The 19,395-nt window shown below is 57.8% G+C and carries 12 protein-coding genes and 1 pseudogene; 1 reads left to right on the top strand and 12 read right to left on the bottom strand.

Translation table 11 applies throughout. The annotated features are described in order from the left end of the window. The first annotated feature begins 130 nt into the window (after nucleotides 1–130). Nucleotides 131–1,042 carry a LysR family transcriptional regulator gene (locus GYA95_RS10230; RefSeq protein ID WP_003260483.1) on the top strand — a complete coding sequence of 304 codons (912 nt, stop codon included), beginning with the start codon at nucleotides 131–133 and terminating at the stop codon, nucleotides 1,040–1,042. Between the two features lie 147 nt (nucleotides 1,043–1,189). Here GYA95_RS10230 and GYA95_RS10235 read toward each other — a convergent pair whose 3' ends face one another. The 12 genes and pseudogenes from GYA95_RS10235 to GYA95_RS10295 all read right to left on the bottom strand — a co-directional run bounded on the left by GYA95_RS10235 (nucleotide 1,190) and on the right by GYA95_RS10295 (nucleotide 19,393). Further along, nucleotides 1,190–1,963 (bottom strand): IclR family transcriptional regulator, encoded by a 774-nt coding sequence (locus tag GYA95_RS10235; protein WP_015270476.1) that lies wholly within the window; start codon nucleotides 1,961–1,963, stop codon nucleotides 1,190–1,192. Between the two features lie 65 nt (nucleotides 1,964–2,028). Further along, the gene (locus GYA95_RS10240) at nucleotides 2,029–3,483 is read right to left on the bottom strand and encodes an amidase (protein ID WP_161551473.1); all 1,455 of its coding nucleotides are present in this window, start codon (nucleotides 3,481–3,483) and stop codon (nucleotides 2,029–2,031) included. After that, entirely contained in the window at nucleotides 3,483–4,793 is a 1,311-nt protein-coding gene (locus GYA95_RS10245) for a citrate-proton symporter (RefSeq protein WP_015270478.1), read from the bottom strand. The genes GYA95_RS10240 and GYA95_RS10245 overlap by 1 nt, the downstream gene beginning before the upstream one ends. Nucleotides 4,794–4,875: 82 nt before the next feature. Further along, complete coding sequence (locus GYA95_RS10250) at nucleotides 4,876–6,051, bottom strand: M20 aminoacylase family protein (protein ID WP_015270479.1); 1,176 nt, start codon at nucleotides 6,049–6,051, stop codon at nucleotides 4,876–4,878. A 406-nt stretch (nucleotides 6,052–6,457) separates the two neighbouring features. Next, nucleotides 6,458–6,826 (bottom strand): hypothetical protein, encoded by a 369-nt coding sequence (locus GYA95_RS10255; protein WP_015270480.1) that lies wholly within the window; start codon nucleotides 6,824–6,826, stop codon nucleotides 6,458–6,460. Between the two features lie 207 nt (nucleotides 6,827–7,033). Beyond that, on the bottom strand, nucleotides 7,034–7,618 hold the full coding sequence (locus tag GYA95_RS10260; RefSeq protein WP_137138408.1) for an imm11 family protein: 585 nt from the start codon (nucleotides 7,616–7,618) through the stop codon (nucleotides 7,034–7,036). A gap of 192 nt (nucleotides 7,619–7,810) precedes the next feature. After that, entirely contained in the window at nucleotides 7,811–8,656 is an 846-nt protein-coding gene (locus GYA95_RS10265; RefSeq protein WP_137188718.1) for a hypothetical protein, read from the bottom strand. A gap of 66 nt (nucleotides 8,657–8,722) precedes the next feature. Beyond that, nucleotides 8,723–9,409, bottom strand: a complete 687-nt coding sequence (locus GYA95_RS10270; protein ID WP_145994174.1) for an SMI1/KNR4 family protein — start codon at nucleotides 9,407–9,409, stop codon at nucleotides 8,723–8,725. Nucleotides 9,410–9,726: 317 nt separating this feature from the next. After that, nucleotides 9,727–10,323, bottom strand: a complete 597-nt coding sequence (locus tag GYA95_RS10275) for a hypothetical protein (protein ID WP_043935660.1) — start codon at nucleotides 10,321–10,323, stop codon at nucleotides 9,727–9,729. Between the two features lie 6 nt (nucleotides 10,324–10,329). After that, a pseudogene (locus GYA95_RS10285) lies at nucleotides 10,330–14,243 on the bottom strand (RHS repeat-associated core domain-containing protein). Nucleotides 14,244–14,346: 103 nt separating this feature from the next. Further along, a complete protein-coding gene (locus GYA95_RS10290; protein ID WP_102096048.1) occupies nucleotides 14,347–15,138 on the bottom strand; it encodes a hypothetical protein in 792 nt (263 codons plus the stop codon). Between the two features lie 19 nt (nucleotides 15,139–15,157). Next, complete coding sequence (locus GYA95_RS10295) at nucleotides 15,158–19,393, bottom strand: RHS repeat-associated core domain-containing protein (protein ID WP_015270484.1); 4,236 nt, start codon at nucleotides 19,391–19,393, stop codon at nucleotides 15,158–15,160. Nucleotides 19,394–19,395 lie beyond the last annotated feature (2 nt).

Raw genomic sequence — 19,395 nt, forward strand, 5'->3', positions numbered from 1 at the left:
TCGACCGCATCGGCCTCAAGCCGTGCGCTGTCCCTGTGGGAGCTGGCTTGCCGGCGATGGGCTGCGAAGCGGCCCCAAAATTTCAAGGCAATATGCATGCCCCAGCCATTGTGCACACCCAGGTCAACCCATGCTGATCGACGAAGAACTGACCCTCAAGAAGCTGGAAACCTTCCTCGCCTTCATGCGCACCGGCAACCTCGGCCGCGCCGCCGCCGAGTTGGCCACCAGCGCCGTCAGCGTGCACCGCGCCATCCACTCGCTGGAAAGCGCACTGCGCTGCCCGCTGTTCAAGCACGAAGGCCGCCAGCTGATCCCGCTGGAAAGCGCCTACGTGCTGGAAAAGAAAGCCCGCCAGCTGATCCAGGACGCCGAGCAGATGGTCCGCCTTACCCGCGAGGCCGCCGGCTTCTACGCCGAGCGCTTCCGCCTGGGCGCGCTCTACTCGCTGACGGTGAAAACCGTGCCCAAGCTGGTCATGGGCCTCAAGCTGCGCCGCAGCGAACTCAACATCGACCTGACCCTGGGCTCCAACGTCGACCTGCTGCAGCGCCTGAAGAACCACGAGCTGGAGGCCATCCTCGTGTCGCTCGACGAAAGCGTCAGCGACCCGGCCTGCGAGCAGTTGCCGCTGTTCTCCGACGACATCTTCCTTGCCGTGCCCATCGATTCACCCTTCGCCGAGCAGGCCGAGGTGGACCTGGCCGACCTGGCCGACTCCACCTTCATCACCCTGACCCAGGGCTTTGCCACCCACCGCGATGGTGCCCGGGTGTTCCAGCAGGCTGGCTTCGAACCCAAGGTGGCCATGCAGGTGAACGATATCTTCACCCTGCTGAGCATGGTCAGCTCGGGCGTGGGCTTTGCCTTGCTGCCTGGGCGGATCGCAGCGGTGTACGAAAACCGGGTCAGGCTGATTGCCCTGAAGCCGCAATATCGCTTGCAGCAGCATATTGGCGTGGTGTTCCTCAAGGCGCGGGAGCGGGAGCCGAACCTGCTGGCGTTGCTGGCGGAGTGCCGGATGTACAGCCTGGAACGTTGAAGGGCTGCGGACACAGCTTCTTTTGTTGTTTGCTGCACTGGCCTCTTCGCGGGCTCGCCCGCTCCCACAGGGATGGTGCATTGCCTGAGACCTGCTCGGTACCTGTGGGAGCGGGCAAGCCCGCGAAGAGGCCAGTACAGGTCCCCGCTAAACCACCAAGGCCCGCTGCACCTCCCCCACCGTTGTAGCCAGGCTGTTCAGGTGCAGGTTCAACACCCGCTCCACCGGCGCCTGGTCCAGCGGCCAGTGCAAGGCAATGCTCCCGGCCAGGCGCCCTTCGGCATGCACCGGCAGGGCAATGGCGCGGATCAGGAACGGCAAGCGCACCGGGTACTCCCAGTGCCCTTCGGTGCGCTGGCCGAACCCCTTGTTCGCTTCCTCCTCGATGTCGCGCAGCACCGTCTCGTCGCCCACCCGCTCATGGGCCGCCAGGCGCTGCACTTCATCGACCGCCAACTCACCCAGGCATGCCCGCCCCATCGCCGAGTGGAACAGGCTGGCATGATGGCCGACGATCTGGCAGGTGTGCGGGTAACGCTTGCGCAATACCTGGGGCACAGCGCTTTCCATCACCTCCAGCCGCTCGCCGTCGAAACACGACAGGTCGGCCACCAGCCCGGTGCGCTCGCTCAATTCCAGCAGCATGGGCGCGGCGTGTTCCACCAGGCGCCGCTTGAAACGCAGCTGGCGGTCACCGAACAGGCGCCGCGCGCACAGCCGGTAACGCCTGTCGCTGAGGCCGCGGTAAACCCAGCCTTGCTCCTGCAAGGTGGCGAGCATGCGCGATACCGTGGCCTTGGGCAGCGCCGTCAGGTAATGCAGTTCTTCCAGGCCCAGCGCCTGGTGTTCGCCAAGCAGGTCGACGATGGCCAGCGCCCGTTCCACCGAACGCACGCCGCCACTGTCTGCCGTGATGCCCATGAGTGTGACCTCCCTGTAACTGGATGGTCAGGATAGCCAGCAAGATCCGCGCCTGCCCAGCGGTTTCATGGCGCTTGCAGGCTCCGGGGTGGGCGCCGCGCTACCCAACGGGTGAGCTGTTCATGGGCATGGGCCAGCTGCAACACCGCATGGTCGGCCTGGGCCGGGCCGATGATCTGCAGGCCCATGGGCAACCCAGCAGCGTTGAAACCGACCGGTACGCTGATGCTCGGCAAGCCGGCCAGGGTCGGCCCAATCACCACTTCCATCCAGCGGTGATAGGTGTCCATCGCCCGCCCTCCGACCACCGTTGGCCACGGTTGCCGTGCATCGAATGGGAACACCTGGGCCGATGGCAACAGCAGGTAATCGTAACGCTCGAACAGCTTGCCCAGCACGCGGTACCAGTCGCTGCGGGCCACCGAAGCCTGGTACACCGCCGCCGCGCTCAGTTGCAGGCCACCCTCCACCTCCCACTGCGCCTCGGGCTTGAGCAGCGCGCGCTTGCCCGGGTCGGCATAGGCCGCAGCGAGGTTGCCGTGCACCAGGAAGTGGCGATGGGTCAGCCAGCACTGCCACAAACGCGCCATGTCGAACGCCGGCTGGCAGGCCTCGACCCGGCAGCCCAGTTCGGCGAAGTCTGCCAGGGCCGCTTCGCACAGGCTCAGCACCCCGTCATCCATCGCCAGGTAGCCGTCGTAGTCGCCCAGCCAGCCAACCCGCACGCCGCGGAAATCGCGCTGCAACCCGGCGGCAAAATCGCGCCGGCCATCGCCCAGCGACAACGGCGCCCGCACATCGAAGCCCGCCTGGGTCGACAACAACCGCGCCACATCCACCACGCTGCGGCCCATCGGCCCCTCGGTGGCCAGCTGCTGCACGAACAGTTCCGGCGCCGGCCCGTGGGGTACGCGGCCCTGCGACGGGCGCAGGCCATACACGTTGTTGAACGCCGCCGGGTTGCGCAGCGAGCCCATCATGTCGCTGCCGTCGGCGACCGGCAGCAGGCGCATGGCCAGCGCCGCCGCCGCCCCACCGCTGCTGCCCCCGGCCACCTTGCCCGGGTCGTAGGCGTTGGTGGTGGTGCCGAACAGGGTGTTGTAGGTCTGCGAACCAAGGCCGAATTCCGGCACATTGCTCTTGCCCACGATCAGCGCACCACTGGCCCGCACCCGCGCCACACTAATCGCGTCCTGCTCGGGCACCTGCTCGGCGAACAGCGGCGAGCCCAACGTGGTGCGCAGCCCGGCTGTGGCGGCCAGGTCCTTGATCGCCTGGGGCATGCCATGCATCCAGCCGCGCGAATGGCCACGGCCCAGCTCGCGGTCACGCTCATCGGCCTCGGCCAGCAGTGCCTCGGCCGGGCGCAGCGACACCAGCGCGTTGACCTGCGGGTTGAAGCGTTCGATGTGCGCCAGATAAGCCTGCATCACCTCCCGGCACGATATCTGGCGGGCATGGATGGCCCGGGACAATGCCTCGGCATCGAGGGCAACGATGGGGTCGATGGCTAGCGGCATCACGGTTTCACTCCAAGGTTGAAAGCGGCAGGCTTGCCCGCGCGTGGGGCTTCTTTCAGGCAATAGGTGCCCAGCAGTGTCAGCAGGCAGGCGAACAGCACGTAGAACGACGGCGCCACCGGGGTACCGAGCACCTTGCTCAGCCAGGTGACGATCAACGGGGCGAAGCCGCCGAACACCATCACCGCCACGTTATAGGCCACCGACACACCGGTAGAACGCACCTCGACCGGGAACTGCTCGGCCAGGGCCGTGGGCGCCGGCCCGAAGAAGCCACCGATGGCGGTGCACAGCAGCAGTTGCATCACCAGCAGGCGCTCCAGCGACGGCGCGGCAGCCACCCACACATACAACGGGTAGACCATGACGAAGAACGCCAGGGTGAAGGCCATCAGCACCGGGCGCCGCCCCAGCCGGTCAGACAACGCCCCGGACAGCGGGATCACCACGGTCATCAGCCCAACCGCAAGCATCTGCACCAGCAGCACCTGGTCCAGCGGCAGGCCGAGGTTCTTGTGGGCGAAGGTCGGCATGTTCACCAGCACCACGTAGAACGACACCGTCGCGCCACAGGCCAGGCCCATCGATACCAACAGGCTGCGCCGATGCTCACGCAGCACCTGCCACAGGCTGGGCGACTGGCCCTTGGCCTGGCGGCGCGCCTCGATGAATTCCTCGGGCTCCTCCATGTGCTTGCGAATCCACAGCCCCACCGGGCCGATCAGCAGGCCAAGCACGAACGGGATACGCCAGCCCCAGCTGTCCAGCGCCGCAGGCGTGCACAAGTGGGTGACCAGGGCCACCATCGCCGCCCCGGAGAACACTGCCAGGCACTGCCCCACCAGCTGCCACGAGCCATACAGGCCCTTGCGGTGGGCCGGCGCGCTCTCCACCAGAAAGGCCGTGGCGCTGGCGTACTCGCCGCCGGTAGCAAAACCCTGCAGCATGCGCGCCACCACGATCAGCATCGGCGCGGCCATGCCGATGGCCAGGTAGTCGGGGGCAAAGGCGATCATGGCAATGGACACGGTCATCAGCCGGATGATCATCTGCATCGCCGCCTTGCGGCCCTTGCGGTCGGAATACATGCCCAGCAGCACACCGCCCACCGGGCGCATGAAAAAGCCGACGCCGAAGGTGGCCAGGGCCATCAGCAGCGAGGCGTATTCGTCGTCGGAGGGGAAGAACTGCCGGGCGATGATGCTGGCCAGAAAGCCGTACACGATAAAGTCATACCACTCCAGGGCGTTGCCGATGACGGCGGCGACCACTTGCCGGGTACGCGACACGCCGGTGCTCGAAGTCTGCATAGGAAACACTCCACACAATGATTGGGTGATCGCCCAGGCGCGGTCGCGCCCGGGTTCCAGCGGCAGTCGTCAAAAGGACAGGTCAGGCGGGCGCGAGCCAGCGCTCTGCCAGCGCGCCCCAGTAGGCGGCACCGGTCAGCAGGATCTCGTCGTTGAAGTCGTAGGCCGGGTTGTGCACCATCGGCCGCGATACGCCATTGCCGATGAACAGGTAGGCGCCCGGGCAGCGTTGCAGCATCCAGGCGAAGTCTTCGCTGCCCATCAGCTTGCGGGTGTTGCCATCCACAGCCTCGGCACCGAGCAGTTCTACCCCCACCTGCCGGGCGAAGGCGTTTTCCGCGGCGTGGTTGACCAACACCGGGTAGGCCGGGCGGTGTTCGATGGTGGCGCGGCAGCCGAAGCTCTCGGCCTGGCTGACAATTATCGCCCGCACCCGCTCCAGGGTCTGCGCCCGCACCTCGGCGTTCAGCGCGCGCAGGCTCAGGCGCAGCAGTGCCTGCTGCGGGATCACGTTGGCCGCTTCGCCGGCCTGCAAGGCGCCGACGGTAACCACCGCCGCCTCCTGTGCATCGATATTGCGCGCCACCACGGTTTGCAGGGCCATCACCACACTGGCCGCCGCCACCAGCGGGTCGACGGTCAGGTGCGGCATCGAGCCATGGCCGCCAACCCCGTCGAGGGTCACCGTGAGCAGGTCTTGCGAGGCCATCATCGGCCCCTCGCGAAAGCCCAGGTGCCCGGCCGGCAGCCCGGGCATGTTGTGCATGCCGAACAGTGCATCGCAAGGGAAGCGCTCCAGCAGGCCGTCGGCAAGCATCGCCTCGGCGCCACCCTGGCCCTCCTCGGCCGGCTGGAAGATCAGCGTCAGCGTCCCGTCGAACTGCCGGGTCGCCGCCAGGTAGCGTGCGGCGCCAAGCAGCATGGTGGTATGCCCGTCATGGCCGCAGGCGTGCATGCAGCCCTGGTGCTGGCTGCTGTACGCGGCGCCGGTGGCCTCGTGGATGGGCAACGCGTCCATGTCGGCGCGCAGGCCCAGGCGGCGTGGGCTGCTGCCATTGCGCAGTACGCCGACCACGCCGGTCTTGCCGATACCGGTGTGCACTTCATAGCCCCATTCTTCGAGCAGACGGGCGACCAGCGCCGAAGTGCGGCTTTCTTCGAAACCCAGTTCCGGGTGAGCGTGGATATCGTGACGGATTGCGTGCAGGTCGCTGGCCACATCGTTCAGCCAGGCCAGGATGTGCTGATGTCGGGACATGTAGAGTCTCCTCGCGCGGGTGGTTTCCCGTTCTTGTTGTTCGCCTTGAGGTCACGACGGGTGAGGCAGGTCGTGCTTGGCTGACAGATAAGCGCGAGGAGCGATGAAGCACAATCGAATCTGGTTTCGCACGGTGGAACCGAAACGTGGCTTGCCGGGGAGGCAGTCACTTTGGCGGCCCTACCTGCTGGCCGTAACCATCTCATCCAGACGCACGAGAAGGCCGCCAGTGTTCCAGCTGAAGCGCCGCGCCACTTTTGAACCCCCAAGGCATGGGCAATCCCTGTAGGAGCGGGTTTACCCGCGAACACAGGCGAAGCCTGTGCCATCCACCACGGTACTTACCATTCAGCACGCACGCGTGAGCTCTACTCGATAAGCCGAATATCGCTTCAGAAAACCTCGGCTAGCACGGGAAATGCCCAGATTGGTAACTGGCAAGCAACTTTTCACACCATGTCGTCAGGTGACCTTTTGCCAGCGCCTCAGCAAGCAAGCCGATATCGTCAGATATGTAACCTGCAATTTCGGCATCCGCAGTGAGACGAAACATCTCCTTGAAGGCAAACTCTCTAAGCACGGTTACATTAGCTTCGCTATTTGGTTCCTGATAGCTAATCCCTTGCAGCGTTTTAAAATTGCTTATCCAAGCATTGTCAAAAGATGGTCGCTCTCGGCTATCGAGGAGCTCCTCCCAATTTTCGACGCTCGCAGCAAGGGCTTCAAATAAACCCTTGCCATAAATCAGATGTGTGAATGTTATCAGGTCCTTCAATCGATACCCCTTCATCCTGGCAACCGCGCAGCCGGCTGAATCGCCCCATGAGCGATACCTCGCCTGCCAGACGATCTTGGCCAGCCGCCCCAGCAGGTCGCAGGCGTACTCCGGCGTCTACTCAGTCACCCCGAGTTGTATGTTATCCCACCCAACTAAAAACGACTCATATAAAAAATCACGCACAAGTAACCTATCAGCTTTCAATCACCCAATAGCACTGAACCTGACCAGCAATTTATTGCTTTCAACCTTGCGCACCAATACCTCTGAGACAATAGGGTCGATCCAGATCACACCTGCCACAAAGAAAAGGTCCAGCGAACCAGTTTTTGCCTCATCAATACACATCTTCTTTACGCCTCGGACCTTGTAATCAGCAGTCAGCTCACCGGCCTGAATCTTACTCATAACCAAAGACTTACCAGAGTACTCCGAAAGCCCGTAGTCAAAGCATGCGCACCTGTCATTAACGTGAATAAAATAATACTTTTTGACCGCAGGCCTTCCATTAAAGTGTTTTACATCCGCAGGGGAAAATTGCAGGCTAGTATTTAGACCCCCAAGAACATCCTTAAAATCTTGGGACACAAAAAAAGCACCGGAAGTTGTCAAGAAAAAATCAGACTTAAGAGCACGAACCGTTTTATCCAAAATCACAGAAACCGACACGCCAATCAAGGAGAGACTCATCCCTACCTGATAATAATCAGATAGGGTTGGGTAGAACACTACATCTCCATCTGTATACCCACCTTTCACCACTTCATGACACATTGAATAATAGTTCATCTTTCTTCCTAGCATGTCAAGCGGGTGCCTTTTGGCCTAAGATCTGTATTTCGTAATCGTATCGGCAATCTCGCCAGGGCCAGTGTCAAAATAGAAAGCAATACATACGACCGCCTCAAAGCCAGCGGTCGTCACCTAGAATTTTCATTTTAATGACCGCCAAGCTCAGAACCTTCTGCCTAGTAAACTCCATCATCCAGCAAGAACAAAACCATTCAAAGCCTCGACCAATTTAGAATGCGTGAGCACTTCTTCATCTTTCCGGTTGCGAACTAGAGTAAACACATCTTTTTTTGGAGAAAGGACTTCTACCACCTGGCCCTTATAGTTTGTAACCTCAACAAACCCACTAACTACACCATTGAGATTCTCTATCTCCGATAGGAGTGTAGGATACTTCATCAACACGCCAGCCTCATCAGTGCCGGCTTCAGTCCCCGGATTATCAAAATACACTTTAATTTTAGGACAAACGCTCCTACTCCAATGAAAGATAGGAATCATACGCTGAATAATTTCTTTAAATTCACCCTCAGATTCGCTTCCCGAAAACTCACACCGATGTATAGGAATACAAAGATACAAGTTCTCTCGCTTACCGTCCAGTCGTCCTTTCAAGCTTCCGTGATAAGTATTGGGCACAACCAACACATGAGTAAAGCCATACTTATTCGGAGCAATATCGAATATTGTAGTCTTATCTTGGCTCAAAGAGTCAGGCGCCCGCTCAACAACCTCCACAGAAAACGCCCTGTCACTTATGCCCTCAGATATAACCAGCAAATCTTTCCTATCTGTACTTTTCAAACAATATTCATAAACCACTTTTGGAAGCTTGTGCTGAAAAAAATAGCAACCAGCGTATTCATCCACGCAAGCAAAGGACTGCAATAAGTCATCTTTAGAGAACATACCAACCTCATTCATCGTCTCGCCCTCATGCCCTATGGCGATCAGGTCGCGAAAGCGAAATCGACCGAAAATTGCTAGCCGAGAAATAGTCTTCGAATCATCATCTAGCCTGAAAGCTTCGCGCAAAGCCACTTCCCCTGGGCTCGCTGGCTTACGGCATGCACTGCCTGTATTCAATCTTCTCGCAAAAATTCATACCTGACAATACTCGTTAGAGTCAGAGCTCTCCAAAAAAATTGACATCCATGAGTCCATCACATTCCATAAATCGATTCCTTCTGTGGGACTTTCTGGCTTTTCATGCCACCAGATAAAAGCCTCGCCTTTGAATGAGCCATCACCCAAAGCCAAATAATCACCAGCCCCGCTAGAAAAAACTCCTAGCATATCAGGAAGCGCCGGATAATCTTCATCGCACAAATCCTTGATTGGAACAAAATCTTGCAACCTTGATGGCCCCATAGTACAACCAATATAAAACCCAAAGCCATTATGCAATCTTGAATAGAACTGCCTGAAGCTCGCAGGAAGGCTGGGATAACCATCGAGATCTGACCCTTCAACGCCTAGCGGAGCCCCCCCCATATAGAAATACAAATCACCACCCTCGCCATATACATACATGAGATACGGCCTATCACTCACTGCCAAAACAGTTCCTAACACACATTTGTCGAGCCACGCGCTTACCCAAGGCAAAAACTCAGAAAAATCAGCCCATTCCACAGGAATATGATTTTTTCCACTATCTAAAAAACCAAACCCAAGCCACTGCTCGGGAAAGTCGACTTCAAGAGGAACATCGTCAGCTGAAAAATACACATCATAACCCTTTAGCTCGCTTGCAATACGCAGCTTTAATGAATCAGACCAATCCATTTTCATATCACCTCAATACCCCAAAAGCAAACCATTGATATATTGCTGTAATTCCGGCTCCAATTTAGCGGCCTTATCCATCATGGCGGAACGAAACGCCGGATCAACAGATATATTCCCCTTCTTGTACAGCTCCACTCGCCCTTGGCATCCTGACGGCTGCTTACGATTGCCCAGTTCGATCAATTGGAAATGAGACGACTGAGGTACAGCAGGCAGCCATCACAAACCGAAATGTTAAAGAACCTTATGCTATTGAATAGTTTTTTGGCCAAGCACTAAAAACCGCAAGAAGCAAAATACAACCCAACCAAGAATCAGCCCCAAGGGGCATAAATGAAATCGCCATCAATTTTCGTGAACTCTAGCCCTGCAAGATTTCTCTCCAAGTAACCGCGTTTGAATTCTGAAGAGCAGACCATTTGTTTTATCTCCACACAATAAAAAAGATCCTCATCAACACCCCCCCTTATAACAAACTTCTCGATCCTATCATAAACCACAGGCATGCCTTGGCGCTCGCTCTCAGGCCTCAACAGCCCCTCATCCATGAGAGCAAATTTGGATTTGCCCACATCTAGAATTGAACATCTGCTCTGGACAAAAAACAGACTATAACCCTTACTTGCCTCACGCCCTTTGCGCAACTCAATCGCCAAAGGCACACTAAAATATTTGCAATTATACAAATCACAAAGACTCACAAAATCTAAAGACACGATGTATTGTTCAAAGAACGCATCGCCATAAAATACATCCAGATCAATTTTAGCTTGATATGCATCTCCAAACATATCTCTACTGGGATTCTCTGAAACCTGATTAAACTCCGGCAGTTTAGGAGTCCATTCAATATCAAAAAAAAGCGGAACCCCATGACCTTCATCAGCATTAATCATATAAAATTCTTTCATAACACCTCACAACAACCTACCCGAAACAGGATCGACTTTAAATAGACCATTCTGGAGACCTGACCTTGCCCAATCCTGAATATTTTTTATACCCAAAATTAGTTGCGCATCGCTCAATTGAGGAGCCAGTTTGTTAAGCTCAAGTAGCTTTTTACCCACTGCCGTTGTATACGCATCATGATTCGTCCAATGCCCAGGCAAATCAATATACTGAACGTTTTTCTTGTCTGGCAAAAAAATTCCGTTTGATGCGCCGTCACCATCAAAACCCAAACCCTTTAAACGCTTAAACATAGATCCAAATATAGGCTTATTCATCAATTGCTCAGGTATGAGATGGTGATTAGCCATCCCACCACCTGTTCTATGCCCCATATTTTGACCTAGCTTAGTAGAACACCACCCCAGCGGATCAATTTCTAAGGTAGGCTTTGCAGCGTACAAATAAATATTAATTCCACCTGCAAGTCCTATCGGATCTTGCAAAAGGAACCGTCCTACCTCTGCGTCGTAGAAACGGAACGTATTGTAGTGCAGCCCTGTTTCAGAATCGAAGTACTGCCCCTGGAAGCGCAGATTCTGCTCGACCTGATCGATTACCAGCCTTTCAATTGTCCCCCACGAGCGATACGTCGCCTGCCAAACAATCGTGCCATCACTGTCCGTCAGCTCCAGCGGCGTACCAATCTGGTCAGTATGGAAGTAGTAGACCTGCTGCTCTTCCCCTTCTGCCTGATCAACCCGCACCAACGGCGCATAGCTACCCGGCTCATACAGGTACAGAATGCTCTGCCCCGGCGTCTCCTCACGCAGCATCCGCAAGCCTTGCCAGAGGAAGCGCTTCTGTTCGACTTCGCCGTTGATTTCCGCCTGCTTGGCTATTCGCCGCCCCAGGCTGTCATAGCGATACTCGCCTCGGCTCTCCAGCTTGCCATTGACCAATGTCTCCGCCCGCACCAGCCGGTTCTCGCAGTCATAGCTAAAGCTCTGCAGCTTGCTGTGCCCCGAGCGCTTCTCGATCAGGTTGCCCCACGGATCGTAACGGTACTCCTGATCCCGCCACTGTTTGATCCGGTTGTCCTTGACCTTGTCGAACTGCCGCGCATTGAAGTCCAGCCGGTTGGCCGCCGCGTCGTAGCGGAATTCCTCGCTGCCCACCAGCGAGCCGGTATCGCGGCTGCGCAACTGCCCGTTGGCTTCGTACTCGTATTTGATCTCACCCCGCAGCTTGTCCAGCGTGCGCACCAGTTCACCCGCCGGGTCGTACTGATAGCGACGGTGGATCGGGTTATACGCATGCTCCACCAGCAACGAGGTATTGATACCGGTGTTGTGCACCTGCGAGAGCTTGTCGGCCGGCAAGGTCGAGGCAAACTGCCAGGCCTTGCGCCCCATCGCGTCATAACCGAAGCAGCTGGTGAGCTTGCCCTGAGTCCGGTACACCTCGCGGTGCAGGTCGTCGCGCTCCATGTCGCTGATCACCTGACCGTCCAGGTTCAGCTGGTGCAGGTGCCCGCTGCCGTAGTACAGGTGGTTGACCTTGCGACCATCCGGCAGGGTCAATGTGGTCAGGTTGCCGAGCGGATCGTACTCGTAGCCGAGCGTGCCGTCGGGGGTGATTTCTTTGGTCAGCCGCCCCAGCAGATCGTAGGCGTACTCCAGCTTCTCTTCCGTGATCCCAAGCTGCTTGCCGATCCCGGTCGGTTGCCGCTCGATGCTCAGCAACCGGTCGCCGTCGTCGTACGCAAAGGTCTGGCTCGCATCGCGATTGATCTTGGCGACCAACCGGCCAATGGCATCGCGCTCGAACAGCGTATGACGTTCCGGGCGTTCGGCGTTTTCACCGTAGCCAATCTCATCCAGTCGCGTGAGATGGCCTCCGACGTTGTAGCTGAAACGCCGGGTCAGGTTATCCACCCGCACTTCTTCAGTCAGCCGGTCCGAAGCGTCGTAGGCAAAGCTGTACGTGGCATTGTTCTCATTGACCAGCGCGATCAGGCGCACGGCCTTGTCGTACTCGTAGCGTACCCGCTGGCCCTTGGCATCCTGGCGGCTGCTCGGCAGGCCACGCGCCGTACGCATCAGGCGTGTGGTCTGGCCCTTGCCGTCGGTGTGGCTGAGCACCTGGCCGTAGACGTTGTAGGTGAAGGTTTCCGCAGTACCGTCCGGATGGCTGATGCGCAGCACCTCACCGTCGGGCTTGCGCTCCAGCGTGGTGGTCTGGTTCAGCGCATCGGTCACCGCCACCAGGTGCTGACGCTCGTCGTAGCGGTACCAGGTGCTCTTGCCCGAGCAGTCCTGATAACGCTCGACCTGGGCCAGGGTGTTCCACCACAGGTACTTGGACTTGTAGGTCGCGTCGATGATCGTATGCGGCAGGCCGTCATCGCTGTTCAGATACTCGGTCATCTGGCCGAGGGCATCGTATTCGGCGAGCAGGTTGCCCTTGTCGTCGTAGCGCGCTCGCCAGGTGCTGCCGTCCGGATAGCTGACCTGGGTCACCAGCGTGGTCAGGTGGTGATATTCGTAGGTGGTCTTGCGGCCCAGCGGGTCGGTTTCTTCCAGCAGGCGGGCGTATTCATCGTACTTGAAGGCGAGCCGGTTGCCGTCCGGCAAGTCCAGGCCGGTCATGTTGCCCTGTTCGTCCAGCTCGATGGCGTAGCGTTCACCACCGTAGTCACGGCTGGCGACCACGCGATGATCGGCGTTGTACTGCACTTCCAGCTCGCGGCCAAGCACGTCGGTGGCCCAGCTGGTGCGGGCGTCGAGGTCGTAGCGGAAGTGGTAGTGCTCGCCATCGCTGGTCCAGTGCTCGACCACGCGCGGCTTGTCGCCGAGGGTTTCCCAACGGTAGTGACAGCCCAGGCCCAGCGCGTTGCTGTGGGTCACCATCAGGCCTTCGGCGTAGCTGAAGCTGCGCACCGTGTCGCCGTTGCGGTTGATCACCGCGCTCAGTTGGCCGTGTTCGTCGTAGCGGTACTGGGTGAGCGTTTCCACCGCTTCGTTGTTCACCACGCGCTTGATGTCGGTCAGGCGACCCAGCGGGTTGTCGTAGTGCAGGTGCACGCGGGTGCCGCCGGTGGCGCTGATGTCGGTCAGCGTACCGTCGGCCGTGCGGGTGAAATGCAGGAAGTGGCCGAGGGCGTTTTCGATGCGTTGCAGTGGCACTTCGCTGTTGGTGTCTGGCACTTCGCCGAAGTAGAAGAACAGGTTGTCGAGGGTTTGCAGGATGTAGTGGCCGCCCTCGGTGCATACCAGGTACACCTGTTCGTGCGGGTTGTAGATGCGCTGGCCCGGTTGCAGGGTCACGAACGGGATTTCGCGGCCCTGGTTGTCGGTGAGGTAGATGAACGAGCCCTGGCGGCGCAGGCTCTGCTCCCAAGGCAGCACCCAGCCGCGACCGAGCACGCTATCGACAGTCAGGTCGCTGGCGTAGAAGCGTGACCACTCGATCGGCATCAGGCCAGGCAGGCTGAAGTCGATTTCGTCGGGGATCAGTTTGCGGCCGGTGGTGAGGTCGACCGGGTTGCCGACCAGGCCGCCGATGGCCCTGCGGGCGACGGGTTCGACCACGTAGCGGCTGGCTACCTCGCCAGCGACGAAGCCGGCGGTGAACTTCAGGGCGCAAGGCATGACGGCTTTCATGCCGGCCTGGGTACCCGCCTTGATCAACTGCGCGATACCACCCGCGGCACCGGCGATGGCCATCAGCACATCCACGGTGGTGCGCAGCCACTCCGGGATCTCGTCATCCACTGGCAGATAGCGAGGCCGGCCAGCAAGGCCACGCCGAACCCACAGGTGAAGGTGGCGATGGCCACCGTCGCCACCAGTGCGATGCCCAGGGCGGCCCCGATCAGGAAGCCCCCCAGCGCGCTGCTGTGCGATATCTCGTCGCCGAACCTGGCCGCTTCGAACATGAGGGATTACTCCTGTTCGCCGGACTCGGCGCTGGTTACGGACGGGGCTCGCGGCGTGAAGCTGGCCAGCAGAGTGGCCCAGTCCTGTTACACAGATGGCAAATTAAGGAATCTTTTTTGCCGACACCTTCGTAGCAGTTGCTTTCCAAGACAATAACAAACCTAATTTCCCAAACTTCTCATTAATGGCATTAAGGCTCTCCGCCTGAACCACCCAGACAAATATCGATTCGGAAACTCTCTCTAGCACACCGTTATTTCGATCTTGAAGAATCCAGTCCCCCAATTTCACTCCTGACACATCCAGCTCGATATGAGAAGCATTGAGAAGATTGACTTCATAAACCATGCGAAGAAGCCGCCCCTTATATCTCTCCTGACCACCATGTCGACCAGGCACCTCTTTTTTGAATACCCCGGAGTTCTCAAACGGATAAATCGAGATAAAATTCTCTCCCGCGGCATAATTAAAACCCTTGCTTACACTCGCGCACTGGTAAGCAATACCATAGAACGAAGACTCAGGCGACTCCCGAACAATCTCCTTGAGAAAATCGACATAGAAATCAAGCGAGGATCGCTCACTGCTTGATTGAGCATCTATATGAGGAAAATTTGAGAAGCTGTCGGTATTATAACCATAAGACGCATACCACGGAACTACACCATTACTCTCATTGTAAAGCCTGAAAGAAGACGCGGAGCCGGCAGCAATTTTTTCAGCTAGATCTCCCAGCGACACCTCGACTAAGTCATGATCACCAAGGTGGTCACCATCAGAAAGGTACTCGTAGTACGCAGCGCCCGTGATCGGCAAATTAATAAGTGAGAAATATGCCATTCCCAGCTTCAAAGCCAACTCAGGCGAAATATTTTCAGTACCGTATAAAGCCATTGCCAAGCACATAAAGCACCTATATACCCGAAATAAAATCGTCCAGTATAGCTTTCATGTCAGATGCACTATACGGGTGTTCAAGAACCACAACCTCCCCTCGTTTACTGCTCGGTAGATTGTTCATGGCAGAATTATTTCGAGAGGTCAGGGTGGGTAGTTTTTTCCCCATGTCCGTCTTCGATGCCAACTCTATCGCGTGAACCTTGCCATTGACATCAACAGCCATAACATCGGGCCTTCTTGCAGAAATGCCGCGACCGCTAGCGAAACTATAAGACCTATTTAGGTAAACATCTGTAAATTTTCCACTCATTGCCAGCTTATTTGCAATTGCTTCAGAAAACTGATCATGACCCGGTGTGCCATCTACTTGACCACGCCCATGAATTTTTGTGTTATTAACCACCCGTACCGGGCATGGCGCGAGGCCGGCAGGATCAATCCACATAATCGGATTGAGATTATACCTAAATAGGTTAAATCCACCTCGAAGCCCTATCGGATCGGGCGACATAAAGCGACCAACATCAGGCGCATAATAACGGTATGTATTATAATGAAGCCCTGTTTCAGAATCGAAATATTGCCCCTGAAAGCGTAAACTCTGATCGACTTCACTAACGGCTACCTGCTCTACAGATCCCCACGAACGATACGTCGCCTGCCAAACGATCTTCCCATCACTGTCCGTCAGCTCTAGCGGCGTACCAATCTGATCCGTATGGAAGTAGTAGAGTTTCTGCTCTTCTCCCTCTGTCTGGTCAACCCGTGCCAACGGCGCATAGCTACCCGGCTCATACACATACAAGATGCTCTGCCCAGGCGTCTCTTCCCGCAGCATCCTCAGCCCTTGCCAAAGGAAGCGCTTCTGTTCGACCTGGCCATTGATCTCCGCCTGCTTGGCCACCCGCCGCCCCAGGCTGTCGTAGCGATACTCACCCCGGCTTTCCAGCTTGCCATTGACCAGTGTCTCGGCCCGTACCAGGCGGTTCTCGCAGTCATAAGCAAAGGTCTGCAGCTTGCTGTGCCCCGAGCGTTTCTCAATCAGGTTGCCCCACGGATCGTAGCGGTACTCCTGGTCCCGCCACTGCTTGATCCGATTGTCCTTGACCTTGGCAAACTGCCGCGCATTGAAGTCCAGCCGGTTGGCCGCCGCGTCGTAGCGGAATTCTTCGCTACCTACCAGCGAGCCGGTATCACGGCTGCGCAATTGGCCGTTGGCTTCGTACTCATACTTGATCTCACCACGCAGCTTGTCCAGCGTGCGTACCAGTTCACCCGCCGGGTCGTATTGGTAGCGTCGGTGAATCGGGTTGTAGGCATGTTCCACCAGCAGCGATGTATTCACGCCAGTGTTGTGCACCTGCGAGAGCTTGTCGGCGGGTAAGGTCGAGGCAAACTGCCAGGCCTTGCGCCCCATGGCGTCGTAGCCAAAACAACTGGTGAGCTTGCCCTGGGTGCGGTAGACCTCACGGTGCAGGTCGTCACGCTCCATGTCGCTGATCACCTGGCCGTCCAGGTTCAACTGGTGCAAATGGCCGCTGCCGTAGTACAGGTGGTTGAGCTTGCGGCCATCCGGCAGGGTCAGTGTGGTCAGGTTGCTGAGAGCATCGTACTCATAGTCCAGCGCGCCGCTCGGGCTCAGTTCCTGTGTCAGTCGCCCCAGCAGGTCATATCTGTAGCAGAGCTTTTCATCGGTGATGCCCAACTGTTTGCCAGTAGCTGTCGGCTGGCGCTGAATGCTCAGCAAGCGGTCAGCATCGTCGTAGGCGAAGTCTTGCCGCGCATCGCGGTTGACCTTGGCCAGTAAACGGCCAATTGCGTCGCGCTCGAACAGCGTGCTGCGCTCGGGGCGCTCACCGCTTTCGCCGTAGCCGATTTCGTCCAGCCGGACCAGATGCCCGCCCGCGTCGTAGCTGAAGCGTCGGGTCAAATTGTCGACCCGCACTTCTTCGCTCAAGCGGTCCGATGCGTCGTAGGCGAAGCGGTACGCCGCGCTGTTTTCGTTGACCAGTGCAGTCAGACGCAGCGCCTTGTCGTATTCATAGCGAACCCACTCGCCCTTGGCATCCTGACGGCTGCTCGGCAGGCCACGTGAAGTGCGTTGCAGGCGTGTGGTCTGGCCTTTGCCATCGGTGTGGGTCAACACCTGGCCGAGGGTATTGTAAGTAAAGGTCTCCGCAGTGCCGTCCGGGTGGTCGATGCGTAGCACTTCGCCATCCGGTTTACGTTCCAGCGTGGTGGTCTGGTTCAGTGCATCGGTCACTGCAATGAGGTGCTGACGCTCGTCATAACGGTAGTAAGTGCTTTTGCCGGAGCAGTCCTGGAAACGTTCGATCTGGGCATAGGCATTCCACCACAGATACTTGGACTTAAAGTTGGCATCGATGATCGTGTGCGGCAGGCCATCGTCACTGTTGAAGTACTGGGTCTTGTGGCCCAGCGGGTCGATCTCGGTGATCAGGTTGCCTTTGTCGTCGTAACGAGACTGCCAGACGCTGCCGTCGGGGAAGCGGGTTTCGGTGACCAGTGGCGTGGCGAGGTGATACTTGTAGCTGATCTTGCGGCCCAGTGGGTCGGTTTCCTCGATCAGCCGGGAGAATTCGTCGTACTTGAGCGCCAAGTGATTGCCATCGGGAAGATCGATGCCGATCAGATTTCCAGTGGCGTCGAAATCCATACCGTAGCGCTCACCACCGAAGTCGCAGCTGGCGATGACGCGGTTGTCCTCGTTGTACTGGATCTCCAGTTCACGGCCCAGCACGTCGGTTGCCCAACTGGTGCGTTTGGCAGGGTCGTAACGGAAGTGGTAATGCTCGCCGTCGCTGGTCCAGTGCTCGACCACGCGCGGCTTGCCATTCTGGGATTCCCAACGGTACTCGCAGATCAGGCCCAAGGCATTGCTGTGCCGGGTCATTAGGTGATCTGCGTAGCTGAAATGACGAACAGAATCGCCATTGCGGTTGATCACTTCAGTGAGCTGGCCGTTATCGTCATAGCGGTAACGCACCAGCGTTTCGACAGCGGTGTCATCGACCACGCGCTTGACGTCCGTCAAACGCCCGAGCGGGTTGTCATAGTGCAGGTGGACACGCACGGCTCCTGGCGCGGTGATGTCCGTGAGCCGCCCTTCGGCACTGTAGGTAAAGTGCAGGTAATGGCCCAGCGCATTTTCCAGACGCTGCAAAGGCACATGGGTATTGCCATCCGGCACTTCACCAAAGTAGAAGAACTGGTTGTCGAGCGTTTGCAGAAGGTAGTGGCCGCCCTCGGTACGCACGAGGTAGATACGCTCGTTGGGGTTGTAGATACTTTCGCCAGGCTCCAGATCGACGAATGGGACGCTTCGGCCCTGGTTGTCAGTCAGATAGACGAACCCACCACTACGACGCAGGCTTTGCTCCCAAGGCAGTATCCAGCCCTGGCCGAGAGCACTTTCGGCGGTAAGGTCGCTGGCATAAAAACGCGACCACTCGATTGGCATCAGGCCAGGCAGTACAAAGTCTGTTTCATTGACCAGCAGCTTGCGGCCGGTGGTCATGTCCACCGGGTTACCGGTAAAGCCTTCGATCGCTCGCCCTACAGCCGGGCCGATGATGAAGCGCCCGGCGAGGTAGCTTGCTGCAATGGTAGCGCCAGTCTGAAGTGCACACGGGCCAGCGGCCTTGAGGCCGGCCTGAAGCCCCAGGCGACCGACTGCCAGTACCGATCGCCCCATCGAGGCAACGATCATCAACACATCGACCGTGACGCGCAGCCATTCCGGTACCTCATCATCGACGGGCAAGTACCGCTGAGTACCGCCACCAATGTAGACGTTGTTCGAACCGCCCGAAATCTTTGCGCCACACGTCAGCTTGTCACCTTTGCGGGCCGCTGCAACGCCATTGATGAATACGTTGGTGGAGCCTTCTGCAACCAGTACCGGCGCCGGATGCTTGTCACATTTGGCGGTACTCAAAGTGGCGTGGGCCGCATTGCGATTGTTGATGAATACGTCTGTCGAACAACCGGGTAGCTCTATCTGTCCAGCGGGCGAACTGAACATCGAGCCTATCTTCTCCCCCAACATCGGCAGCATGCCGGCACCAATGCCGATCAATGCCCCCAGCAAGAAGCCGCCGAGGCCGGCGGTGCAGATAGTGAAGGCAGCAGCCGTAGCGATTGCCAGGCCAATCACTGCGCCAGCAAGAAAACCTGCCAGGGCACTGGTGTGTTCAATCTCGTCGTGCAGCCGCGCAGCCTCGAACATAG

Source organism: Pseudomonas asiatica (genome assembly GCF_009932335.1).
In the GTDB taxonomy this organism is placed as follows: Bacteria; Pseudomonadota; Gammaproteobacteria; order Pseudomonadales; family Pseudomonadaceae; genus Aquipseudomonas; species Aquipseudomonas asiatica.

Bases quoted from the DNA above. Each gene is read 5' to 3' on its own strand.
- GYA95_RS10295 (WP_015270484.1), bottom strand. From the start codon at position 19,393: ATGTTCGAGGCTGCGCGGCTGCACGACGAGATTGAACACACCAGTGCC.
- GYA95_RS10270 (WP_145994174.1), bottom strand. From the start codon at position 9,409: ATGGATTGGTCTGATTCATTAAAGCTGCGTATTGCAAGCGAGCTAAAG.
- GYA95_RS10235 (WP_015270476.1), bottom strand. From the start codon at position 1,963: ATGGGCATCACGGCAGACAGTGGCGGCGTGCGTTCGGTGGAACGGGCG.
- GYA95_RS10250 (WP_015270479.1), bottom strand. From the start codon at position 6,051: ATGTCCCGACATCAGCACATCCTGGCCTGGCTGAACGATGTGGCCAGC.
- GYA95_RS10230 (WP_003260483.1), top strand. From the start codon at position 131: ATGCTGATCGACGAAGAACTGACCCTCAAGAAGCTGGAAACCTTCCTC.
- GYA95_RS10290 (WP_102096048.1), bottom strand. From the start codon at position 15,138: ATGGCTTTATACGGTACTGAAAATATTTCGCCTGAGTTGGCTTTGAAG.
- GYA95_RS10260 (WP_137138408.1), bottom strand. From the start codon at position 7,618: ATGAACTATTATTCAATGTGTCATGAAGTGGTGAAAGGTGGGTATACA.
- GYA95_RS10240 (WP_161551473.1), bottom strand. From the start codon at position 3,483: ATGCCGCTAGCCATCGACCCCATCGTTGCCCTCGATGCCGAGGCATTG.
- GYA95_RS10245 (WP_015270478.1), bottom strand. From the start codon at position 4,793: ATGCAGACTTCGAGCACCGGCGTGTCGCGTACCCGGCAAGTGGTCGCC.
- GYA95_RS10275 (WP_043935660.1), bottom strand. From the start codon at position 10,323: ATGAAAGAATTTTATATGATTAATGCTGATGAAGGTCATGGGGTTCCG.